The sequence below is a fragment of the Streptomyces sp. NBC_00224 genome, from assembly GCF_041435195.1.
Classification (GTDB): Bacteria; Actinomycetota; Actinomycetes; order Streptomycetales; family Streptomycetaceae; genus Streptomyces.
In genome coordinates, this window is sequence record NZ_CP108106.1 from 4056351 (window position 1) to 4073590 (window position 17240).

Annotated in this window: 14 protein-coding genes; 5 read left to right on the forward strand and 9 right to left on the reverse strand. The window is 73.8% G+C overall.

From position 1 onward, the window contains the following. Positions 1-164 precede the first annotated feature (164 nt). The 3 genes from OG965_RS17970 to OG965_RS17980 all read left to right on the forward strand — a co-directional run bounded on the left by OG965_RS17970 (position 165) and on the right by OG965_RS17980 (position 4580). Entirely contained in the window at positions 165-1037 is an 873-nt protein-coding gene (locus OG965_RS17970; protein ID WP_371653095.1) for an RNA polymerase sigma factor SigF, read from the forward strand. Between the two features lie 167 nt (positions 1038-1204). After that, positions 1205-2350 (forward strand): DegT/DnrJ/EryC1/StrS family aminotransferase, encoded by a 1146-nt coding sequence (locus OG965_RS17975; RefSeq protein WP_371656970.1) that lies wholly within the window; start codon positions 1205-1207, stop codon positions 2348-2350. Continuing rightward, positions 2343-4580, forward strand: a complete 2238-nt coding sequence (locus OG965_RS17980) for a lipopolysaccharide biosynthesis protein (protein ID WP_371653096.1) — start codon at positions 2343-2345, stop codon at positions 4578-4580. Before OG965_RS17975 ends, OG965_RS17980 begins: the two co-directional genes overlap by 8 nt. 176 nt (positions 4581-4756) lie before the next feature. Here OG965_RS17980 and OG965_RS17985 read toward each other — a convergent pair whose 3' ends face one another. From OG965_RS17985 to OG965_RS18010, 6 genes are all read right to left on the reverse strand, one after another. Beyond that, the gene (locus tag OG965_RS17985; RefSeq protein ID WP_371653097.1) at positions 4757-5140 is read right to left on the reverse strand and encodes a hypothetical protein; all 384 of its coding nucleotides are present in this window, start codon (positions 5138-5140) and stop codon (positions 4757-4759) included. A gap of 16 nt (positions 5141-5156) precedes the next feature. After that, positions 5157-7070: a hypothetical protein gene (locus OG965_RS17990; RefSeq protein ID WP_371653098.1), complete on the reverse strand. Its 1914-nt coding sequence runs from the start codon at positions 7068-7070 to the stop codon at positions 5157-5159. A gap of 140 nt (positions 7071-7210) precedes the next feature. Beyond that, the gene (locus OG965_RS17995) at positions 7211-8023 is read right to left on the reverse strand and encodes a polysaccharide deacetylase family protein (protein WP_371653099.1); all 813 of its coding nucleotides are present in this window, start codon (positions 8021-8023) and stop codon (positions 7211-7213) included. Beyond that, complete coding sequence (locus OG965_RS18000) at positions 8020-9276, reverse strand: glycosyltransferase family 2 protein (protein ID WP_371656971.1); 1257 nt, start codon at positions 9274-9276, stop codon at positions 8020-8022. The genes OG965_RS17995 and OG965_RS18000 overlap by 4 nt, the downstream gene beginning before the upstream one ends. A 156-nt stretch (positions 9277-9432) precedes the next feature. Further along, complete coding sequence (locus tag OG965_RS18005; RefSeq protein WP_371653100.1) at positions 9433-10530, reverse strand: GNAT family N-acetyltransferase; 1098 nt, start codon at positions 10528-10530, stop codon at positions 9433-9435. A 109-nt stretch (positions 10531-10639) separates the two neighbouring features. Then, complete coding sequence (locus OG965_RS18010; RefSeq protein WP_371653101.1) at positions 10640-11332, reverse strand: aspartate/glutamate racemase family protein; 693 nt, start codon at positions 11330-11332, stop codon at positions 10640-10642. 56 nt (positions 11333-11388) lie between these two features. On the opposite strand from OG965_RS18010, the gene OG965_RS18015 reads away from it, so the two are divergent. Next, a complete protein-coding gene (locus OG965_RS18015) occupies positions 11389-11994 on the forward strand; it encodes an HD domain-containing protein (protein ID WP_371653102.1) in 606 nt (201 codons plus the stop codon). 250 nt (positions 11995-12244) lie between these two features. Beyond that, positions 12245-13120, forward strand: coding sequence for an SDR family oxidoreductase (locus OG965_RS18020; protein WP_371653103.1), 876 nt, complete (start codon positions 12245-12247; stop codon positions 13118-13120). Here the strand turns inward: OG965_RS18020 and hutI are convergent. The 3 genes from hutI to OG965_RS18035 all read right to left on the reverse strand — a co-directional run bounded on the left by hutI (position 13099) and on the right by OG965_RS18035 (position 17111). Further along, entirely contained in the window at positions 13099-14268 is a 1170-nt protein-coding gene (gene hutI / locus OG965_RS18025; RefSeq protein ID WP_371653104.1) for an imidazolonepropionase, read from the reverse strand. The genes OG965_RS18020 and hutI overlap by 22 nt on opposite strands. 324 nt (positions 14269-14592) lie before the next feature. After that, entirely contained in the window at positions 14593-15930 is a 1338-nt protein-coding gene (locus OG965_RS18030) for a formimidoylglutamate deiminase (protein ID WP_371653105.1), read from the reverse strand. Then, complete coding sequence (locus tag OG965_RS18035) at positions 15921-17111, reverse strand: allantoate amidohydrolase (protein ID WP_371653106.1); 1191 nt, start codon at positions 17109-17111, stop codon at positions 15921-15923. Before OG965_RS18035 ends, OG965_RS18030 begins: the two co-directional genes overlap by 10 nt. Positions 17112-17240: the final 129 nt, after the last annotated feature.

Consider the following 17240-nt stretch of genomic DNA (forward strand, 5'->3'; position numbering starts at 1 on the left):
CGAAACGGGCATATACGGACAACTCGACCTTGCGGCGGTACAAGCAAAGCGGGTAGGGGTAGTAGAGACAGCTTTTCACCACGACCGGCCATGGAGGCGCCGCACACCGATTCGCCACGTATGGGCATCGGCAGCCATATGCCGAGAACGATGGAGGAGACCCCATGTCACCCCGGCTCGACGAATCCATGGATACGTCGGCAACGCACGTGCCGCACACCCCGATCGAGGGACTCGACGATCTCCCGGAGATCCCTCCCTACGAACACATCGCGCCGCTGGACGCGCGGGCCCTGTCGAAGACGCTCTTCGCCCGGCTCGACTCCCTCGAAGAGGGCACCCACGCGTACTCCTACGTACGCAACACGCTCGTCGAACTCAACCTGGCGCTGGTCAAGTTCGCCGCCTCCCGCTTCCGCTCACGCAGCGAGCCGATGGAGGACATCATCCAGGTCGGCACCATCGGCCTGATCAAGGCGATCGACCGCTTCGAGTACGACCGCGGCGTGGAGTTCCCGACCTTCGCCATGCCGACCATCGTCGGCGAGATCAAGCGCTTCTTCCGCGACACCTCCTGGTCGGTCCGGGTGCCCCGGCGCCTCCAGGAGCTCCGTCTCGACCTGGCCAAGGCGGGTGACGAGCTCGCCCAGCAACTCGACCGCGCACCGACGGTGGGCGAGCTCGCCGAGCGCCTGGGCATCAGCAAGGACGAGGTCGTCGAAGGGATGGCGGCGAGCAACGCGTACACCGCGAGCTCGCTGGACGCCCAGCCCGAGGAGGACGACACCGAGGGCGCACTCTCGGACCGGATCGGCTACGAGGACCACGACCTCGAAGGCGTCGAGTACATCGAGTCGCTCAAGCCGCTGATCGCCGAACTCCCGCCCCGGGACCGGAAGATCCTGTCGCTGCGGTTCGTCGCCAACATGACGCAGTCCGAGATCGGCGAGGAGCTCGGCATCTCCCAGATGCACGTCTCCCGACTGCTCGCGCGCACCCTGTCGCGGCTGCGCAAGGGGCTGACGCTCGAAGAGTGAGCCGACGGATCGAGCACGCCTGTGCGAGGGCCCGTTCCTTATGGGGACGGGCCCTCGGCGTTGTTGACGAAGAGTGCGACCTGGGTCACATTGAGCGCGGGGCAACCGGGGGTCTGGGGGGACTCATGCCGTACGAGACCACGTCGTGCTCGACGCTCGAAGCGACCATGCGGGACCGGCTCGGGCGCGAGTGCCTGTATCTGCCGTCCTGCCGGCTCGCGCTGTACGTGGCGCTGCGCCACTGGTGCGCGCCCGGCGGCCGGGTCCTGATGTCGCCCGTCAACGACGACGTCATCTTCTTCGTGGTGCTCGCGGCCGGGCTGCGGCCCGTACAGGCGCCGCTGGACGCGCGCGACGGCTCGATCGACCTCTCGGCCGTGCCCGAGGAGACCTGGTCGGGCCTGTCGGCGGTCCTCACCACCAATCTGTACGGGAACCCGGACCCGGCACCCCAACTGCGCGCCACATGCGACCGGTTGGGCATCCCGCTCATCGAGGACGCGGCCCACGCCATCGGGAGCGAGGTGGCGGGGCAGCCGGTCGGTACGTTCGGTGACGCGGCCGTCTTCTCCCTCTCCAAGCACACCGCCGCCAAGGCGGGCGGCTTCCTCGCCATCGCCGACCCCGGCCTTCGCGAGGCCCTGGTCAAGACCCGCGACGAACTCCTCGCCCCGCCCCGGCGCACGGCCGAACTCGTCTACTGGGCGCGGCCGTATGCGGAGGCGACGGTCCGCGGCCTGCGCCTCGCACCCGCCGCGTGGGCGGTACTGCGGATGCTCGGGCGCCAGGAGCGCGAGGACATCCGGATGCCGCTCAGACCCGGCGAGCTGAGCCGGGCCGTCGCCGCCGCGCCCTCCCTGAGCGACTTCCACTCCTGGGTACGGGTGGACATGCACGACTACCGCACCGGCGCGGGCAAGCTCAGACGCGCCCGGATCGAACGGAAGCTGGGCCGCCTCGACGCGGTCCTCGCCCTGCACCGGGCCGGGGCCGAGCGGCTGCTCGCCAGCGAGTGGGCGCGACCGGGGCCCGGTCCCGTACAGCCGCTGTTCCGGGTGCCGCTGCTCGTCGAGGACCGGGACGCGGCCAGGGCGGCGCTCGCCGAGGCGCGGGTGAACGTCGGCTACCTCTACGACCCGCCGCTCGACGACTACGCGGGCGCCGGCTTCACCGACCCGTCGCCCGCCCCCGAGGCCGGGCGCTGGTTCGCGCGGCACGCCCTGCCGGTCGACCCGCTGAAGGCCGAGCTGTCGCTGCGGGTCCTGGCGGAGTCGGGGGCCCGCCCCGCGAGAAGCGGGCCCGGCGGTGGCTGACACCACGTCCGACGCGCGCCGGGCCGTCGGCGGGGACGGGGGGCCGGGCGCGACGGGACCGGCGGCCGGGGATCCCCCGGGGCCCGAGGACAGCCCACCGACGGCCGGTGACGGCGGCGGCGACTCGATGTTCCGCAACGCCTACGCCCTGATGCTCTCCACGGCCGTCTCCGCCGCCCTCGGCCTCGGCTTCTGGCTGGTCGCGGCCCGCTACTACAGCGAGGAGGCGGTCGGCCAGGGATCCGCCGCCATCGCCGCGATGCGGCTGCTCGCCTCGATCGCCGCCACCACCATGATCGGCGCGGTGGTGCGTTACATACCGCGCGCGGGCCGGGCGACCGGGCCCCTGGTGGTGCGGGCGTATGTGGCGAGCACCGTGGTGGTGGCCGTGGCGAGCGTCGGCTTCCTGTTCACACTGCCGCTGTGGGGCGCCTCCTACGAACCGCTCGGCGGGCTCTCGTCCGGGGTGGTCTTCGTGCTCGCCTCGGTCGCCTGGGCGGTGCTGACCTTGCAGGACGGGGTGCTCACCGGGCTGCGCAAGGCGGTCTGGGTGCCGGTCGGCAACGCGGTGTTCTCGCTCGGCAAACTGCTGCTCCTCGCCGGTTTCGCCGCCTTCACCCTGGGTGTCTTCCTCTCCTGGGCGGCGGCGATGGTCCTGTCGATCCTGCCGCTCGGGTGGCTGATCTTCCGCAGGCTGATCCCGGCCCAGGCGGCCGCCGACCGCGACCGTCCGGTGCCCCAGATGCGCGAGATCGGGCGCTTCCTGGCGGGCGACTCGGTCGGCGCGCTCTTCTCGCTCGCGATGATCAATCTGCTGCCGGTGATGGTCGCGGTCCGCTTCGACGCCGCGCAGAACGGGTTCTTCTATATCGCGTACACGGTCGGCGGGACCATGGAGTTCATGGCCATCAACATGGCCTCCTCGCTCACCGCGCACGCCTCGCACAGCCCGGACCGGCTCGCCGACGGCGTACGGGGGGCGCTGCGCAGGATGGCGCTGCTGCTGGTGCCGGTCGTCGCCTTCCTGATCGTCTTCGCCCCGCGGATCCTCGCCCCGTTCGGCGCGGACTACGCCGAGCACGGCACCCTCGTCCTGCGGCTGCTCGCCGCCGCCGCACTGCCCCGGGTCGCCGTCGAGCTCTACATCGGGGTGCTGCGTGTCCAGGGCCGCACCGGCGTCCTCGCCCTGCTCCAGGGCGCCATGTGCACCCTGGTCCTGGGCAGCGCGGCGGTCCTGCTCGGCACCACCGGCATCCAGGGCGCGGGCTGGGCGGTGCTGGTGTCGATGTGCGGCATGGCGCTCGTCTCGGCGCCAGGGCTGCGCGCCGCCCTGGCCGGACGCGCCACCGTGCGCACGCCGCGCGCATCCCGCAGGGGCGGCCCCGAGGAGTACGGCACGAGCTGGGCCCGCGACGCGGCGCTCGCCCGGACCGAGGAGGCCAAGGAGTACGGGACGCGCTGGACCACCCAGACCGCCTACCTCAGCGGCGGCCTGGAGACCGGGACCCCGGCGCTCGGCATCCCCGTGTACGTCCCCGGCGGCGCGTCGGGGGCCGGAGCCGGGGGCGGCCGGGGCGGGGCGACCGCGACCACCCTGCACCTGCGGACCGTACGGCCGGGCGAGCCGGAGCCCGACGACGAGTCGTTGCTCACCATCGTGCTGTGGCTGCTGCTCGGGCTCGCGGCGGGCCTGTTCTGGGTGCCGCTGTCGCGCGCCGAGGACGCCAGGAGCGCCGCCTCGGAGCACGTCGACGGCACCGGCCTCATCTCCGTGCTGCCGCCCGTCTCACTCACCGCCGGGGTGCTCCTGATCGTGGTGTGCAGCGCGGCCGTCTCGCTCTACCGGGCTCGGCCCGCCCTGCTCGCCGCCGGGCTCGGCGTGACGGTGGCCGCCCTGCACACCGCGCCGCTGATCCTCGGGGTGAAGCCGGACCGGCTGGCGGGACCGTGGCACTCCGCGCTGACGCGGATGCTGACGGAGGTGGGCGGGCTGGACTCGCCCGCCGGGGTCGAGCGCTGTCTGCCGATCGCCCTCCAGGTGCTCTGCCTGGCCCTGGTCGCGCTGACGCTGATGGGGGTGGGCGCGCACTGGCGGCTGACGTCGGTGGTGGTGTGGGTGCTCGGCGTCGCCGGCTGGGCGGGGCAGGCGGCGTTCGCGTCGGCGGCGGTGCCGGTTTTTGTGGGGCTGTGTGTGGTGGCGGGGGTTGCGCTGCGGCGGCGGGTTGCCTGACTTTGTCTGCGGACCGTGCGTGGCTGGTCGCGCAGTTCCCCGCGCCCCTTAAATGCGCCCCTTCGGGGCGCCCAGGGGATTGCCGCGCAGCGGCATCTCAGGGGCGCGGGGAACTGCGCGAGCAACCCACTACGACCCGCGGACAAAGGCCGAGCCAACCAGGGGCGGGCCCGGGCCTACCGGCGTCGTGGGCGTTCCGCCGCCCCCCGCGTCGCAGCCGGTAGCGGTAGGCCCGGGAAGGCGGACGCCACCGTCGCGAACGCCGCGAGTGCCACCAGGAACGCGGTCGCCGAGAACGCCTCCACCAGGAACAGGCAGGTCGACACCAGCGCCCCCAGCGAGAGGCTGAGCGGTGCCGCGAGCGCCAGTGCCTCCAGGCGGGCGCCGGGGCGCAGCATGTCGGGCTGTGGGTAGAGCAGCGCGAAGCCGGGGCCGAAGGAGACGAACAGGAGCACCGGGATCCAGCGCGCCGGGGTGGCGTCCGGCAGCAGGGTCGCGGCCAGCGCCACCCAGCCGGAGAGCGCCAGGGCGACGCGGATGCGGTTCTGGGCGAGGGTCACGGCGGCTTGCCTCCGGTCAGCGGAGAGGAGTGGGCGGCTGGTATCGCAGGACCGTTCCGTACGGGTTGCGGTCGATCACCCGGAACAGCGGCGACGCCGAGAGCTTGGCCGTCAGCTCCTCGAACCCGCCGGCGGGCAGCAGCCCCTCGCCCGCGGTGTAGACGTCCTGGGTGCGGGTGAGCAGCACGAACGCGGGTCTGCCGTCCTTGGGCAGGCCCGGCGCCAGGAAACCGGCCGGGTCCTTGAGCATCCTGATGTTGTCGGGCAGCGCCTGCTCCACGAAGAACCAGTGCTCCAGCTGGTCGTAGCGGTGCAGCGCCATCGGGAAGGAGCCGGTGGCGGCGAGGATCAGCGAGTCGCGCGGGGCCTCGTCGATCACCCGGGTGACCAGCGCGGTCTCGGCGGGCGGGGTGTAGTACATCCGCTCCTTGCCGTAGTACGCGGGCAGGAACCCGGCGACGAGGGCGAGCAGCACGGCGGGCAGCGCCACCGCCGAGATCCGCCGCCGCGCCACCGGCCCGAGGCGGATACGGCCGGTTTCCTTGGCGGCGCCGGGCGCGGGCACCAGCGCGGCCGCGGCGAAGAACGCGGCGCCCGGCAGCCCGAACAGATAGACCCGGAAGAGCATTTCGCCGCCGTAGTCGTTGATCGCGAACATCGGTACGGGCGCGATCGAGACGAGCAGCAGCGGCAGTGCGCTCTTGAGCAGCTTGCGGCGGGTCAGCACGGCGACGGCGGCGAGCGCGGCCACCACCAGGACCATCACGATGTCGGCCCGGCCCTGGAGCACGGGACCGGGTCCGGTGAGCTCGCCCGCGTACCCGGCCCGCGAGTTGTTGAGGAGGTTGCCCGCGGACTCCTTGAGCGAGTCGAGGGTTTCCACGAACAGCGGGCGGCCCATGGTGAGGTCCCAGACGAGCATGATCAGGCCGGTGACGACGAGCAGACCGGGGTTGCGGTAGCGGCGGGTGAGGTTGAGCGCGACCAGGGAGACGCAGAGCATCACCGGTGTGAGCTGGTGGGTGAAGTTGATGGCGGCGATCAGCGGGGCGAGGATCACCACGCACACCGCGCGCTGGCGGGCCGTCGTCGGCGGCGGCACGGAGGCGGCGGCCGGGTCGAGGTGTGCGCGCGAGCGCAGGTCCCCGGCGGAGCCCGGGCGCACGAAGTGGCGCAGGACCACCACGAGTACCGACAGGTGCAGGATCAGCGCCAGGCCCTGCGGCGAGAAGTAGTCCTGGCCCACCCAGTTGGCGACCTCGAAGATCCAGACGCCGGTCCACACCAGCCGCCAGTCCTCGGCGAAGGTGCGGTAGATCAGCACCAGGACGGGGATGAGGACCACGCCGTAGAAGAGCGCCGCCCAGTTCAGATACGACTGGGTGGTCTCCACGCCGAAGGCGCGCACCAGCGCCGAGTTGATGGTGAAGAAGCCGGGCCACTGGTCGTAGGCGGCCATGTTGCCCGACAGCGGGGTGCCCGGCCGCAGGTCCTGGTTGACCAGCAGGTGCGTGACGACGGCGTCGTGCTTGGAGGCCCACGGGTAGCGCACCGAGTCGTAGAGGATCGCGGTGGGCGCCTTGAGGGCGAAGAGCAGGGCGACGCTGTAGAGGCCGGGCCACCAGGGCGCGGTGCCTGCCCGGCGCAGACTGACCACGAACCCGGCGGTGAGCACCACGAGGGAGAGGAAGAAGGCGGCGGGCAGCCGGTCGAGCAGGCCCCAGTCGCCCATGTGCCGGTAGTCGATGTGCGGCAGCGCGTACAGCCACAGGGCGGTCGCGAGCACCAACGGCAGCCAGGTGAAGAGGAGTTGGGGCTGGATCAGGTCCGGTAGACCGCGCTTCGGGGCGCGCGCGACCTCCCCGTTTGCGCCGCTTTCCGGTGGCAGCTCGCTGCTTCCGGTCACCGGCGCGGGCACGCGTTGCTGCACAGTGCGACTCCCCCCACGAATGTGGTGCGCGGCCGTCACGCCGCCGTCCCCTGGCTGTCCCCTTCAGCGAAGTATAGGAATCTGCTTCGCCTTTGTGATGCTGTCGTACGGTCCCGTCCCGGACGGCTCCGCAGGGCCGCTCACCCCGCGAAGACCGGCCCGCGCACGGCCGCCCTGGCCCGTCGGTAGAGCCGCCAGCCGACGGTCGCGGCCGAGTCCCGGTACGGCGCGACACGGGCCCCCGCGCCGCCCATCCACGCCTCGACGTCCGCGACGGTGTGGCCGCGGCGCACGATGAGGCGGGCGATGCGGTACGAGTCGTCGGCGTCCGAGCTCAGCGCGTGCCGCACCGCGACGGCGCTCTCGTACCCGGCGGCGCGGGCGGCCCGGCGCACGGCGCCGCTGTTGTAGCCGTGCGGATACGCGAGATGGGCCACCTCGTGGCCGAGCGCGTCCTCCAACGTGGCTTTGGAGTCGGCCAGTTCGCGCCGCAGGGCCTTCGCGGTGAGCGTGTCGAGCTGGGCGTGCGAGACCGTGTGGCCGCCGATCTCCATCCCGTACTGCTCCAGGAGTTCCACCTGGTCCAGGGCCATCATCGGCGCCGGGGGCAGCAGCGAACGGCCGCCCGGGGCGAGCGCACCGGTGGTGAGGTACGCGGTCGCGGGCAGCCCGCGCGAGGCGAGCGCGTCGGCGGTGGGCCCGGGCAGATCGGCGAACCCGTCGTCGAAGGTGAGCACGACGGGCCTCGGCGGCAGCACCGCCCGCCCCGCGAAGTGGCCGGCGAGGGCGCCGACGGTGACGGGGGTGCGGCCGCTGGCCACGATCGCGTCGAGATGTGCGGCGAACTGCCGTGGCGGGACGGTGAATTCGGCGATCCAGGCGGGCGGGTCGTCCATGACGGCGTGGTAGAGGAGGACGGGGACGGCGTCCCTGCCGCCCGAAGGCGCGGTCATCGCGTCGCCTCCCAGGGCCGCCGCAGTCCGCGCACCCGGTGCCGGGCCCGCAGATAGCCGATGGGGCCGTACAGCATGCCCCGGCGCTCCAGGCGGGACAGGCCGCGCGGCCACGGGTAGTCCTGGGCGCCGTGCCCGCCCGGCACCGACTGCTCGCCCGCGGCGCGGTGGGCGCTGATGGCGCGGGCGTGGGCGAGGCCGCGCGGCAGGCGGGCCAGCAGCGCGGGCAGCAGGGCGGGGCGGCGCACCAGGAGCGCGGTGAGGTACGCGGTGAGCCCGGCGCCGTAGCCGTACGCCTGGTTCTCCAGGTCCTGCCAGGTCTCGCGGTGATGGTGCCAGACCAGCGCCTCGGGCGTGTAGCCGAGCCGGTGCCCGGCGACGACGATGCGCGCGAACGCGTACAGGTCGTCGCCGCCCCTGGCCGGGGTCCCGGTGCCGGTCGCCGGGTCGAAGCCGCCGACGGCACGCAGGGCGGCGGCCCGGAAGGCCATGTTGGCGCCGGAGCCGAACCGGCCCGCGGTGAACGGGAACAGCGGCTCGTCGGCGGGCGGCCGGGCCGGGTCGAAGCAGCGCGGCGCGAAGCCCTTGGTGAACCCGCCGTGGCTCTCCAGGAGGATCTGCGCGGGCGTGCGCAGCCGGGCGGGCAGGATCAGCCCGGTCGTACAGCCGAGCCCCGGGTCGGCGGCGAAGGGCGCGGCGAGCGCGCTCAGCCAGCGCGGGTCGGCGACCACGTCGTCGTCGGTGAACGCCAGAATCGTTCCCTCTGCCACGGCGACACCCCGGTTGTGCGCGGCGGCGAGACCCGGCACGGGCTCGCGGACATAGCGCACGCCGTGCGCCGCGTAGCTCCCCTCGACGAGCTCGCGGGTCTGGGCGGTCACCGGGTTGTTGTCGACGACCACGATCTCGTGGTCGGGGTGGTCCTGGCACAGCAGCGAGTCCAGCGCCCGGGCGAGCTGCCCGGCCCGCTCACGGGTGGCGACGACGACGCTCGCGCGCGGCAGCCGCACCGGCGACGCGACCCGCCCGTCCGGCGGCACATGGCCGGCGAGCTGCTTGCGGGCGGCCGCGGCCAGCACCTCGGCGGCGTCCTCGCCGGGCCCGACCCGGCCGATCACCGTGCCGACCGGGCGGCCCCGAAGCCGGACCAGGACGTACACCTCGCCCTCCCCGACGGGCGGCCCGCCGGGCGCGGGGGCCAGCGAGAGCACCCCGCCGTCGAGCCCGTCGAGGTCCAGCTCCCCGACGCCGATGCCCCCCTGGACGCCCTGCTCCCGGACCAGCCCCTCGGCCTCCGGCAGCCGTGGTGCGCCCGCTCTGTGTGCGCGTGCCGCTCTGTGTGCGCGTGCTGTTCGACGTGACATGCGACTCCCCCGTGATCTTCCGGGTGGTGCGGTGGTGCGGCGGGCCTACCGCCCGCCTCGCAGGCGGCCCGCCTGTTGCAGCGTGCGCCGGCCGAACGCGGCGAGCGCGGGCCGCTCCCGTACGAACCCGTGCGCGCGGCGGGACGGCTCGTGGCCCAGCCAGTGCAGTGCGGCCCCGGCCCCCGGCCGCACCGAGGCGCCCTCGTACACCGGGATCTCCCCGGTCTTCAGGGCGTCCTTGTACTCGGCGGCCCCCCGCCCCAGGTCAAGCACCCCGATCCCGGCGGCGGCCGCCGCCTCGGCCATCCGCAGATGCAGGACGAGCCCGGGCGAGTACTTGGCGAACTCCGGGTCGTACGAAGGGAACCAGCACGACAGGACCGTGCGCGAACGCAGCCCGAAGTGGGCGGCGACCGGGCGGTCCGCCACGTAGAGGACGGAGAGGACGCCGGAGCAGCCGGGCGCGCCGGTGTGCGCGAGGTACCGCACCAGGGTGCTGATCCAGTCCTGCGCGAACCGGTCGCGGCGGCCGGTGCGGCGGTACTGCGCGGACTTCCACTCCATGAGCTGCCGCAGCGCCCCCGGATCCCGCTCGTCGAAGACGAACCGCACCTCGCCCGCCTGCCGCCCGAGCCTGCGCTCCTTGGCGGTGGTGGTGCGGAGGAACTTGGGCGAGCGCGCGCGCAGCCCGCTCTCGTACGCCTCGTACCCCGCGCCGACGTCGACGACGAAGGAGGGGTACGAGTCGGCCGCGCCCGGGACGAACAGCCCCTGCCCGGCCTCCAGGTTGTCGAACGCCCAGGCGGAGAGGGAGCAGGCCCGCAACAACTCCCGGAGATCCAGGCCGATTTCGGGCCGGGCGACGATCCCCTGACTGTCGGACACGCCGAACCCGATGGCCCGCCCCCGCCCGAACCGGCCCTTCTCGAAGGGGAAGAAGGCGGCCGGTTCGCCCCCTTCGTCGACCACCGCGACCCGCGCCGAGGGCCGCACATGGGCGACGGCGAGGGTGAACTCGGGCTCCATGAACGGGTTCTCGGGCGCGCCCGACTTCGCCCGTATCTCACGCCAGACGTCCAGCTCACCGGCGTTCAGCTCACCGGGCCTGACCACCCGGATCCGCCCACCGCGTCCACTGCTCAACCCGACCCCCCGGTCTCCCCCATGAGCACGTGCCAAGGACGGTACCGGTCGAAATGTCGGGACGGTAGCCGGTCGGCCGCTCTTGTGACCGTATGGTGAAGGTCGCGCTCTAGCGGGCGAGCGCGGCGGTGACGGCGGCCTCGGCGTGGAGGCGGGTGGTGGGGAACACCGGTACGGGGCTGTGTTCCTGACGGATCAACAGCTCTATCTCGGTGCAGCCGAGGATGACGCCTTCGGCGCCGGCCGAGACGAGCCGGGAGATGACGTCCTGATACGCGGCACGGGACTCGTCCCGCACGACCCCCAGGCACAGCTCCTCGTAGATGACGCGGTGGACGAGGGCGCGGTCGTCGGCGTCCGGGGTGATGACCTCCAGGCCGTGCGCGCGCAGCCGGTCCCGGTAGAAGTCCTGCTCCATCGTGAAGGCGGTGCCGAGGAGGCCGACGCGGCGGATGCCCCGGGCCCGTACGGCCCCGGCGGTCGCGTCGCCCAGGTGCAGCAGCGGCACCGAGACGGCCGCGGCGACCTGGTCCGCCACCTTGTGCATGGTGTTGGTGCAGATGAGCACGAGGTCGGCCCCGGCCGCCTCCAGCCCCTTGGCGGCCCCGGCCAGGACCTCCCCGGCGCGCTCCCACTCCCCGGCGCGCTGGAACTCCTCGATCTCGGCGAAGTCGACGGAGTGCAGGACGCAACGGGCCGAGTGCAGCCCGCCGAGCCGCTCGCGTACGAGCTCGTTGAGGAGCCGGTAGTACTCCGCGCTGGACTCCCAGCTCATTCCGCCGATCAGGCCGATGGTCTTCATCCGGCCACTCTAGGCTGGGAGATGATCGACTGACTCGACGAGGGGTGGGGACGCGTATGTTGACCGAGGTCGCGGGGATAGGGGTGCCCGAGGGGCATGCGGCGGAGGCGGCGCGGCTGGTCTGCGCGGAGTACGCGGACGAGGCGCTGTACCACCACTCGCTGCGCTCGTACTTCTTCGGCGCGGCGTGGGCCGAGGAGCGGGGCCTCGACTACGACCGCGAGCTGTTCTTCGTCTCCGCGCTCCTGCACGACCTGTCGCTCACCCCGCCCTTCGACAGCCACACCCTGCCCTTCGAGGAGGCGGGCGGCCATCTGGCCCGCGTCTTCACGGCGGGCCTCGGCTGGCCCGACGCACGCCGCGACCGGGCGGCCGAGCTGATCGTGCTGCACATGCGGGACGACGTGACCGTCGAGCAGGACGTGGAGAGCCGGCTGCTCCAGGTGGGGACGACGGCGGATGTCTCCGGCGGCGGCCTGGACGCCTTCGCCCCGTCTTTCCGGGAGGCCCTGGTACGCGCATACCCCCGGCTCGGCTTCGCCGCGTCGTTCGTGGACCTGTTCCGCGACCAGGCCGAGCGGAAGCCGGGGTGTGCGGCGGGGGAGCTGGTGGCGGGGGGCTGGGAGGCGCGAGCGCTGGGGAACGGGCTGGATCGCGGGTAGCCCCACGCCGTGGGCGTGCGTGCCGACTCTCTCTCCCCCCCGCTGTGGGCATGCGTGCCGCTAGGGGCGGCACGGGTGGGCACAGCGGCGACCCGCGTGCGCGGGTGAGCACTCTTTCCCCCACGACCGGCGCTGCGGGAACGGGGCTGGGGCCGGGCGGGTTGCACTTGGCGGCGTGCGCAGCGTGCCGCTGTGCCCACCCGTGCCGCCCCAGCGGCACGATTGCCCACAGCTAAGGAAGGGAGTTCCCATGACCCACCCCGTCATCGCCGTCACCGGCGCCAGTGGAGCCATCGGCGGGCGGGTGGCCCGGCGGCTGGCGGACAAGGGCGTGGCTACGCGGCTCGTCGGGCGCAGCCCGGACCGGCTGCCCGATCTGCCCGGGGCGGTCAAGGCGCCGCCCGCCGCGTTCGGGGACGGTCCAGCCATGCGGGACGCGCTCGCCGGGGCCGGGAGCATGCTGATGGTGTCGGCGCACGAGGCCCCCGACCGCGTGCGCGAGCACACCATCGCTGTGGACGCGGCCGTCGCGGCGGGTGTGCGCCGCATCGTGTACGTGTCGTTCCTCGGCGCCGCCCCCGACGCCGCGTTCACCTTCGCGCGCGACCACTGGCACACCGAGCAGTACATCCGGGGTACGGGCCTGGCGTACACGTTCCTGCGGGACAGCCTCTATCTGTCCGGGCTCGCCGCGATGGCGGGCCCGGACGGGGTGATCCGGGGCCCCGCCGGGGACGGCCGGGTCTCGGGCGTGGCGCACGAGGACATCGCGGACGTGGCGACGGCCGTACTCCTGGACGAGGGCACGGGGCACGACGGCGTCACGTACGACGTCACCGGGCCCGAAGCCCTCACGCTCACCGAGGTGGCGGCGGAGCTGAGCCGGGTGGCGGGCCGGACGGTCACCTATGTGGCGGAGACCCGGCAGGAGGCCTTCGCCTCACGGGCCGGGTACGGCGCCGAGGAGTGGGAGGTCACCGGCTGGGTGAGCTCGTACGAGGCGATCGCCGCCGGGGAGATGGCGACGGTCGCGGACACCGTGCCCCGGCTGGCCGGGCACCGGGCGCAGTCGTTCGCCCAGTACCTGGAGGCCCACCCCAGGAGCTACCGGCACTTGACGCCCTGACGCCAGACGTCGCTGATCAGCGGCACACCGGGCCGGTAGGCGAGGTGGACGTGGCTCGGGGCGTCGAGCAGCGCGAGGTCGGCGCGGGCGCCGGGCGCGATCCGCCCGACGTCGGTGCGCCGCAGCGCGGCCGCGCCCCCGGCCGTGGCGGCCCAGACGGCCTCGTCGGGGGTCATCTTCATGTCCCGTACGGCGAGCGCGACGCAGAACGGCATCGAGGACGTGAACGAGGACCCCGGGTTGCAGTCCGTGGACAGCGCGACGGTCACTCCCGCGTCGAGCAGCCGCCGGGCGTCGGGCCACTGGGCGCGGGTGGAGAACTCGGCGCCGGGGAGCAGGGTGGCGACGGTGGAGCCGCTCGCGAGCGCGTCGACGTCGGCGTCGGTGAGGTGGGTGCAGTGGTCGGCGCTGGCCGCGTCGAGCTCGACGGCGAGCTGGACGCCGGGCCCGTAGGAGAGCTGGTTGGCGTGTACGCGGGGGGTGAGCCCCTTGGCCTTGCCCGCGAGGAGGATGGCCCGGGCCTGGTCCCCGTCGAACGCCCCCTGCTCGCAGAAGACGTCGACCCAACGGGCGTACGGGGCACAGGCGTCGAGCATCTCGCCGGTGACGAGCTCGACGTAGGCGGCGGGGTCCTCGGCGTACTCCGGAGCCACGATATGAGCCCCCAGATAGGTCACTTCGTCCGTGTGCTCGGCGGCGATGCGCAGGGCGCGGGCCTCGTCCTCGACGGTGAGGCCGTACCCGGACTTGGTCTCGAAGGTGGTCGTCCCCTGGCGCAGCGCCTCGCCGATGTACCGGGCCACGTTCGCGCCCAGCTCGGCGTCGGTGGCGGCGCGGGTGGCGGCGACGGTGGTCCGGATCCCGCCCGCCTTGTACGCCTGCCCCGACATCCGGGCGTTGAACTCCTGGGTGCGGTCGCCCGCGAAGACGAGGTGCGAGTGGGAGTCCACGAACCCGGGGATCGCCGCGCGGCCCTGCGCGTCGTGGGTGGTGTCGGCGGGGGGCGCGGCGTCCTGCCTGCCCACCCAGGCGATGGTGTCGCCGTCGATCACCACGGCGGCGTTCTCGATGAGGCCGAGGGGGGTGGGGCCGAGGGTGGGGTCGTTGGTGACGAGGGTGGAGATGTTGGTGAGGAGGGTGGTGGTCATGAGTGCGGGCTCCTGTCGGGGGCGAGGTTTGTCTGCGGGCCGGTGGGGGCTGGTCGCGCAGTTCCCCGCGCCCCTTAGGTAACTCCAGCTCCTCCAGCGTGCAAGGAGCGGGGCCGCACATCCAGCCCCTCCGGCGTGCACGGGAGCGGGGCCCGGGCGAATTCAGCCCCTCCGGCGTTTGAGGAGCGGGGTCCGGGGCGGAGCCCCGAAAGCGGGGTGCAGGGGCCGCAGGCCCCGCAACGGGGTCCGGGGGCGCAGCCCCCGGGAAACCCACCTTCCCCCTCCCCCACCCCCGGAGGGTTTAGGGAACGGGCGGGGTGGGGGCTACTCCCGTAGGGACGCGATCGCCGCGCCCAGCGCCGCCCCCACGTCCGGCACCCCCACATGCACCCCGTCCCGCACCACACGCCGACCCCCCACCACCACATCCCGCACATCCGCCGCCGACGCCGCGAACACCGCCGTCTCGGCGGCGAGGCGCGGCAGGGGCCCGGCCGTGCGCGGCGACGTGAGCGACACCGTCGCCAGGTCGGCGTGGGCGCCCGGGGCGATGCGGCCCGCGTCGGGCCAGCCCAGGGCCGCGTGGCCGTCGGCGGACGCCGCGCGCAGCAGCGCCGCCGCCGTCCAGTGCCCCCGCGTCCGCGTACGGAGCCGCTCGTCGAGCTCCATCGCCCGCGCCTCCTCCAGGAGGTCGACCACGGCGTGGCTGTCGCTGCCGAGGGAGAGCGGGGATCCGGCGCGCTGGAGGGCGACCGCCGGGCCGATGCCGTCCGCCAGGTCGCGCTCCGTCGTCGGGCACATGCACGTGCCCGTCCCCGACCCGCCGAGCAGCGCGATGTCCTCGTCGGTCAGGTGGGTGTTGTGGACGCCCGTCGTACGGGGGCCCAGCACGCCGTGGTCCGCGAGCAGCCGCGTCGGCGTGCAGCCGTGCGCGGCCAGGCACGCCTCGTTCTCCGCGATCTGCTCGGAGAGGTGGACGTGGAGGGGGGCCTCCCGCTCCTCGGCCCACGCCGCGACCGTACGCAACTGGTCCGCCGGCACCGCCCGTACGGAGTGGATCGCCGCTCCGATCCGTACGCCGTCGCGCGGCTTGAGCAGAGCCGCCCGCTCGGCCCACGCCTGCGCCGTGCCGTCGGAGAACCGCAGCTGGTGCACGTTCGGCGGCTCGCCGAAGCCGGAGGACAGATACGCCGTGTCGAGCAGTGTGATCCGGATCCCGGCGTCCGCGGCGGCCGCGATCAGCGCCTCGCCCATCGCGTTCGGGTCGGCGTACGGCGTGCCGCCCGGCGCGTGGTGGAGGTAGTGGAACTCGCCCACCGCCGTGATCCCGGCGAGCGCCATCTCCGCGTACACGGCCCGCGCCAGCGCGTGGTACGACTCGGGCGTGAGCCGCGCCGCGACCGCGTACATCGTCTCGCGCCACGTCCAGAACGTGCCCGAGCCGACCTGGACCGTGCCGCGCAGGGCCCGGTGGAAGGCGTGCGAGTGGGCGTTGGCGAGGCCGGGCAGGGTGAGCCCGCGCAGGGCGACGGCGCCGGGGGGCGGCGTCCGGACTCCCTTGCGGACGGCGGAGATCCGGCCGTCCGCCACCTCCACCAGCACGCCCGGCTCCACCACGGGGTCGAGCCAGGCGTGCTCCAGCCAGTACGACGTCACCTGCACGCCAGGCCCTCCAGAACATCGGCGAGTGCGAGCACCCCGGCCACGCAGTCGTCCTCGCCGGCGAACTCGGCCGGGGAGTGCGAGACGCCGGTGGGGTTGCGTACGAACAGCATGGCGGTCGGGACCGTCCCGGAGAGGATCCCGGCGTCGTGTCCGGCGCCGGTGCCGAGGACGGGGGTGTGCCCGCCGAGGATCTTCGCCAGCTCGTCGCGCAGGGCGTGCCCGAACTCGACGACGGGCGTGAACGACTCCCGTACGACGGTCAGGTCCACCCCGTCGCGGGAGGCACGGTCCCGGGCGGCCGTCTCGATCGCCGCGACAACCGTGTCCAGCGTCGCCTGGTCGGCGGCGCGCGAGTCCAGCCAGCCGCGCACCAGCGACGGGATGGCGTTGACGCCGTTGGGCTCGCAGGAGATCTTGCCGAAGGTGGCGACCGCGCCCGCGAGTTCGGCCTCGCGGCGGGCGGCGAGGACCGTCTCGGCGTACGTGAGCATCGGGTCGCGCCGGTCCACCAGGCGGGTGGTGCCCGCGTGGTTGGCCTCCCCGGCGAAGTCGAACCGCCAGCGCCCGTGCGGCCAGATCGCCGAGGCGATGCCGACGGCGTCGCCGCTGAGGTCGAGGGCGCGGCCCTGTTCCACGTGCAGCTCGACGAACGCGCCGATACGGGCGAGCCGTTCGGGGTCGGGCCCGATGGCGTCCGGGTCGTAACCGGCCTCTTCCATGGCCCGGGGCAGGCTGATGCCGTCGCCGTCCCGCAGCCGGTGCGCGGCCTCCACGGTCAGCTGCCCGGCGGCGAGCCGGGAGCCGACGCAGGCGAGCCCGAAGCGGGCGCCCTCCTCGTCGCCGAAGTTGACGATCGCGAGCGGCCGGGTGAGGACGGCCCCGCGCCGGCGGAGCTCGTCGAACGCGGCGAACGACGACACGACGCCGAGGGGGCCGTCGAAGGCCCCGCCGTCGGGTACGGAGTCCAGGTGCGACCCGGTGACGACGGCGTCCCCGGCCTTCGGATCCCCGGCCCAGGCCCACTGGTTCCCGTTCCGGTCGAGCTCGTAGAACAGCCCCCGCGCCTCGGCCTGCGCCGCGAACCAGACTCGGCACTCGGCGTCGGCCTCGGTCCAGGCGTGGCGGCGGTAGCCACCGGATTCGGGGTGGCGCCCGATGGGGCGGAGGTCAGCCCACATCCGCTGGAACGTCGGGGGGGTGAATCCCCCACCCCGCCCCTTCCCGAAATCCTGCGGAGCTTCGGGGGCAGGGCCCCCGGACCCCGCCACGGGGCTCCGCCCCGGACCCCGCTCCTCGAACGCCGGAGA

Bases quoted from the DNA above. Each gene is read 5' to 3' on its own strand.
- OG965_RS18020 (WP_371653103.1), top strand. From the start codon at position 12,245: ATGACCCACCCCGTCATCGCCGTCACCGGCGCCAGTGGAGCCATCGGC.
- OG965_RS18010 (WP_371653101.1), bottom strand. From the start codon at position 11,332: ATGAAGACCATCGGCCTGATCGGCGGAATGAGCTGGGAGTCCAGCGCG.
- OG965_RS17995 (WP_371653099.1), bottom strand. From the start codon at position 8,023: ATGACCGCGCCTTCGGGCGGCAGGGACGCCGTCCCCGTCCTCCTCTAC.
- OG965_RS17975 (WP_371656970.1), top strand. From the start codon at position 1,205: ATGCGGGACCGGCTCGGGCGCGAGTGCCTGTATCTGCCGTCCTGCCGG.
- OG965_RS17970 (WP_371653095.1), top strand. From the start codon at position 165: ATGTCACCCCGGCTCGACGAATCCATGGATACGTCGGCAACGCACGTG.
- OG965_RS18015 (WP_371653102.1), top strand. From the start codon at position 11,389: ATGTTGACCGAGGTCGCGGGGATAGGGGTGCCCGAGGGGCATGCGGCG.
- OG965_RS18035 (WP_371653106.1), bottom strand. From the start codon at position 17,111: ATGTGGGCTGACCTCCGCCCCATCGGGCGCCACCCCGAATCCGGTGGC.
- hutI (WP_371653104.1), bottom strand. From the start codon at position 14,268: ATGACCACCACCCTCCTCACCAACATCTCCACCCTCGTCACCAACGAC.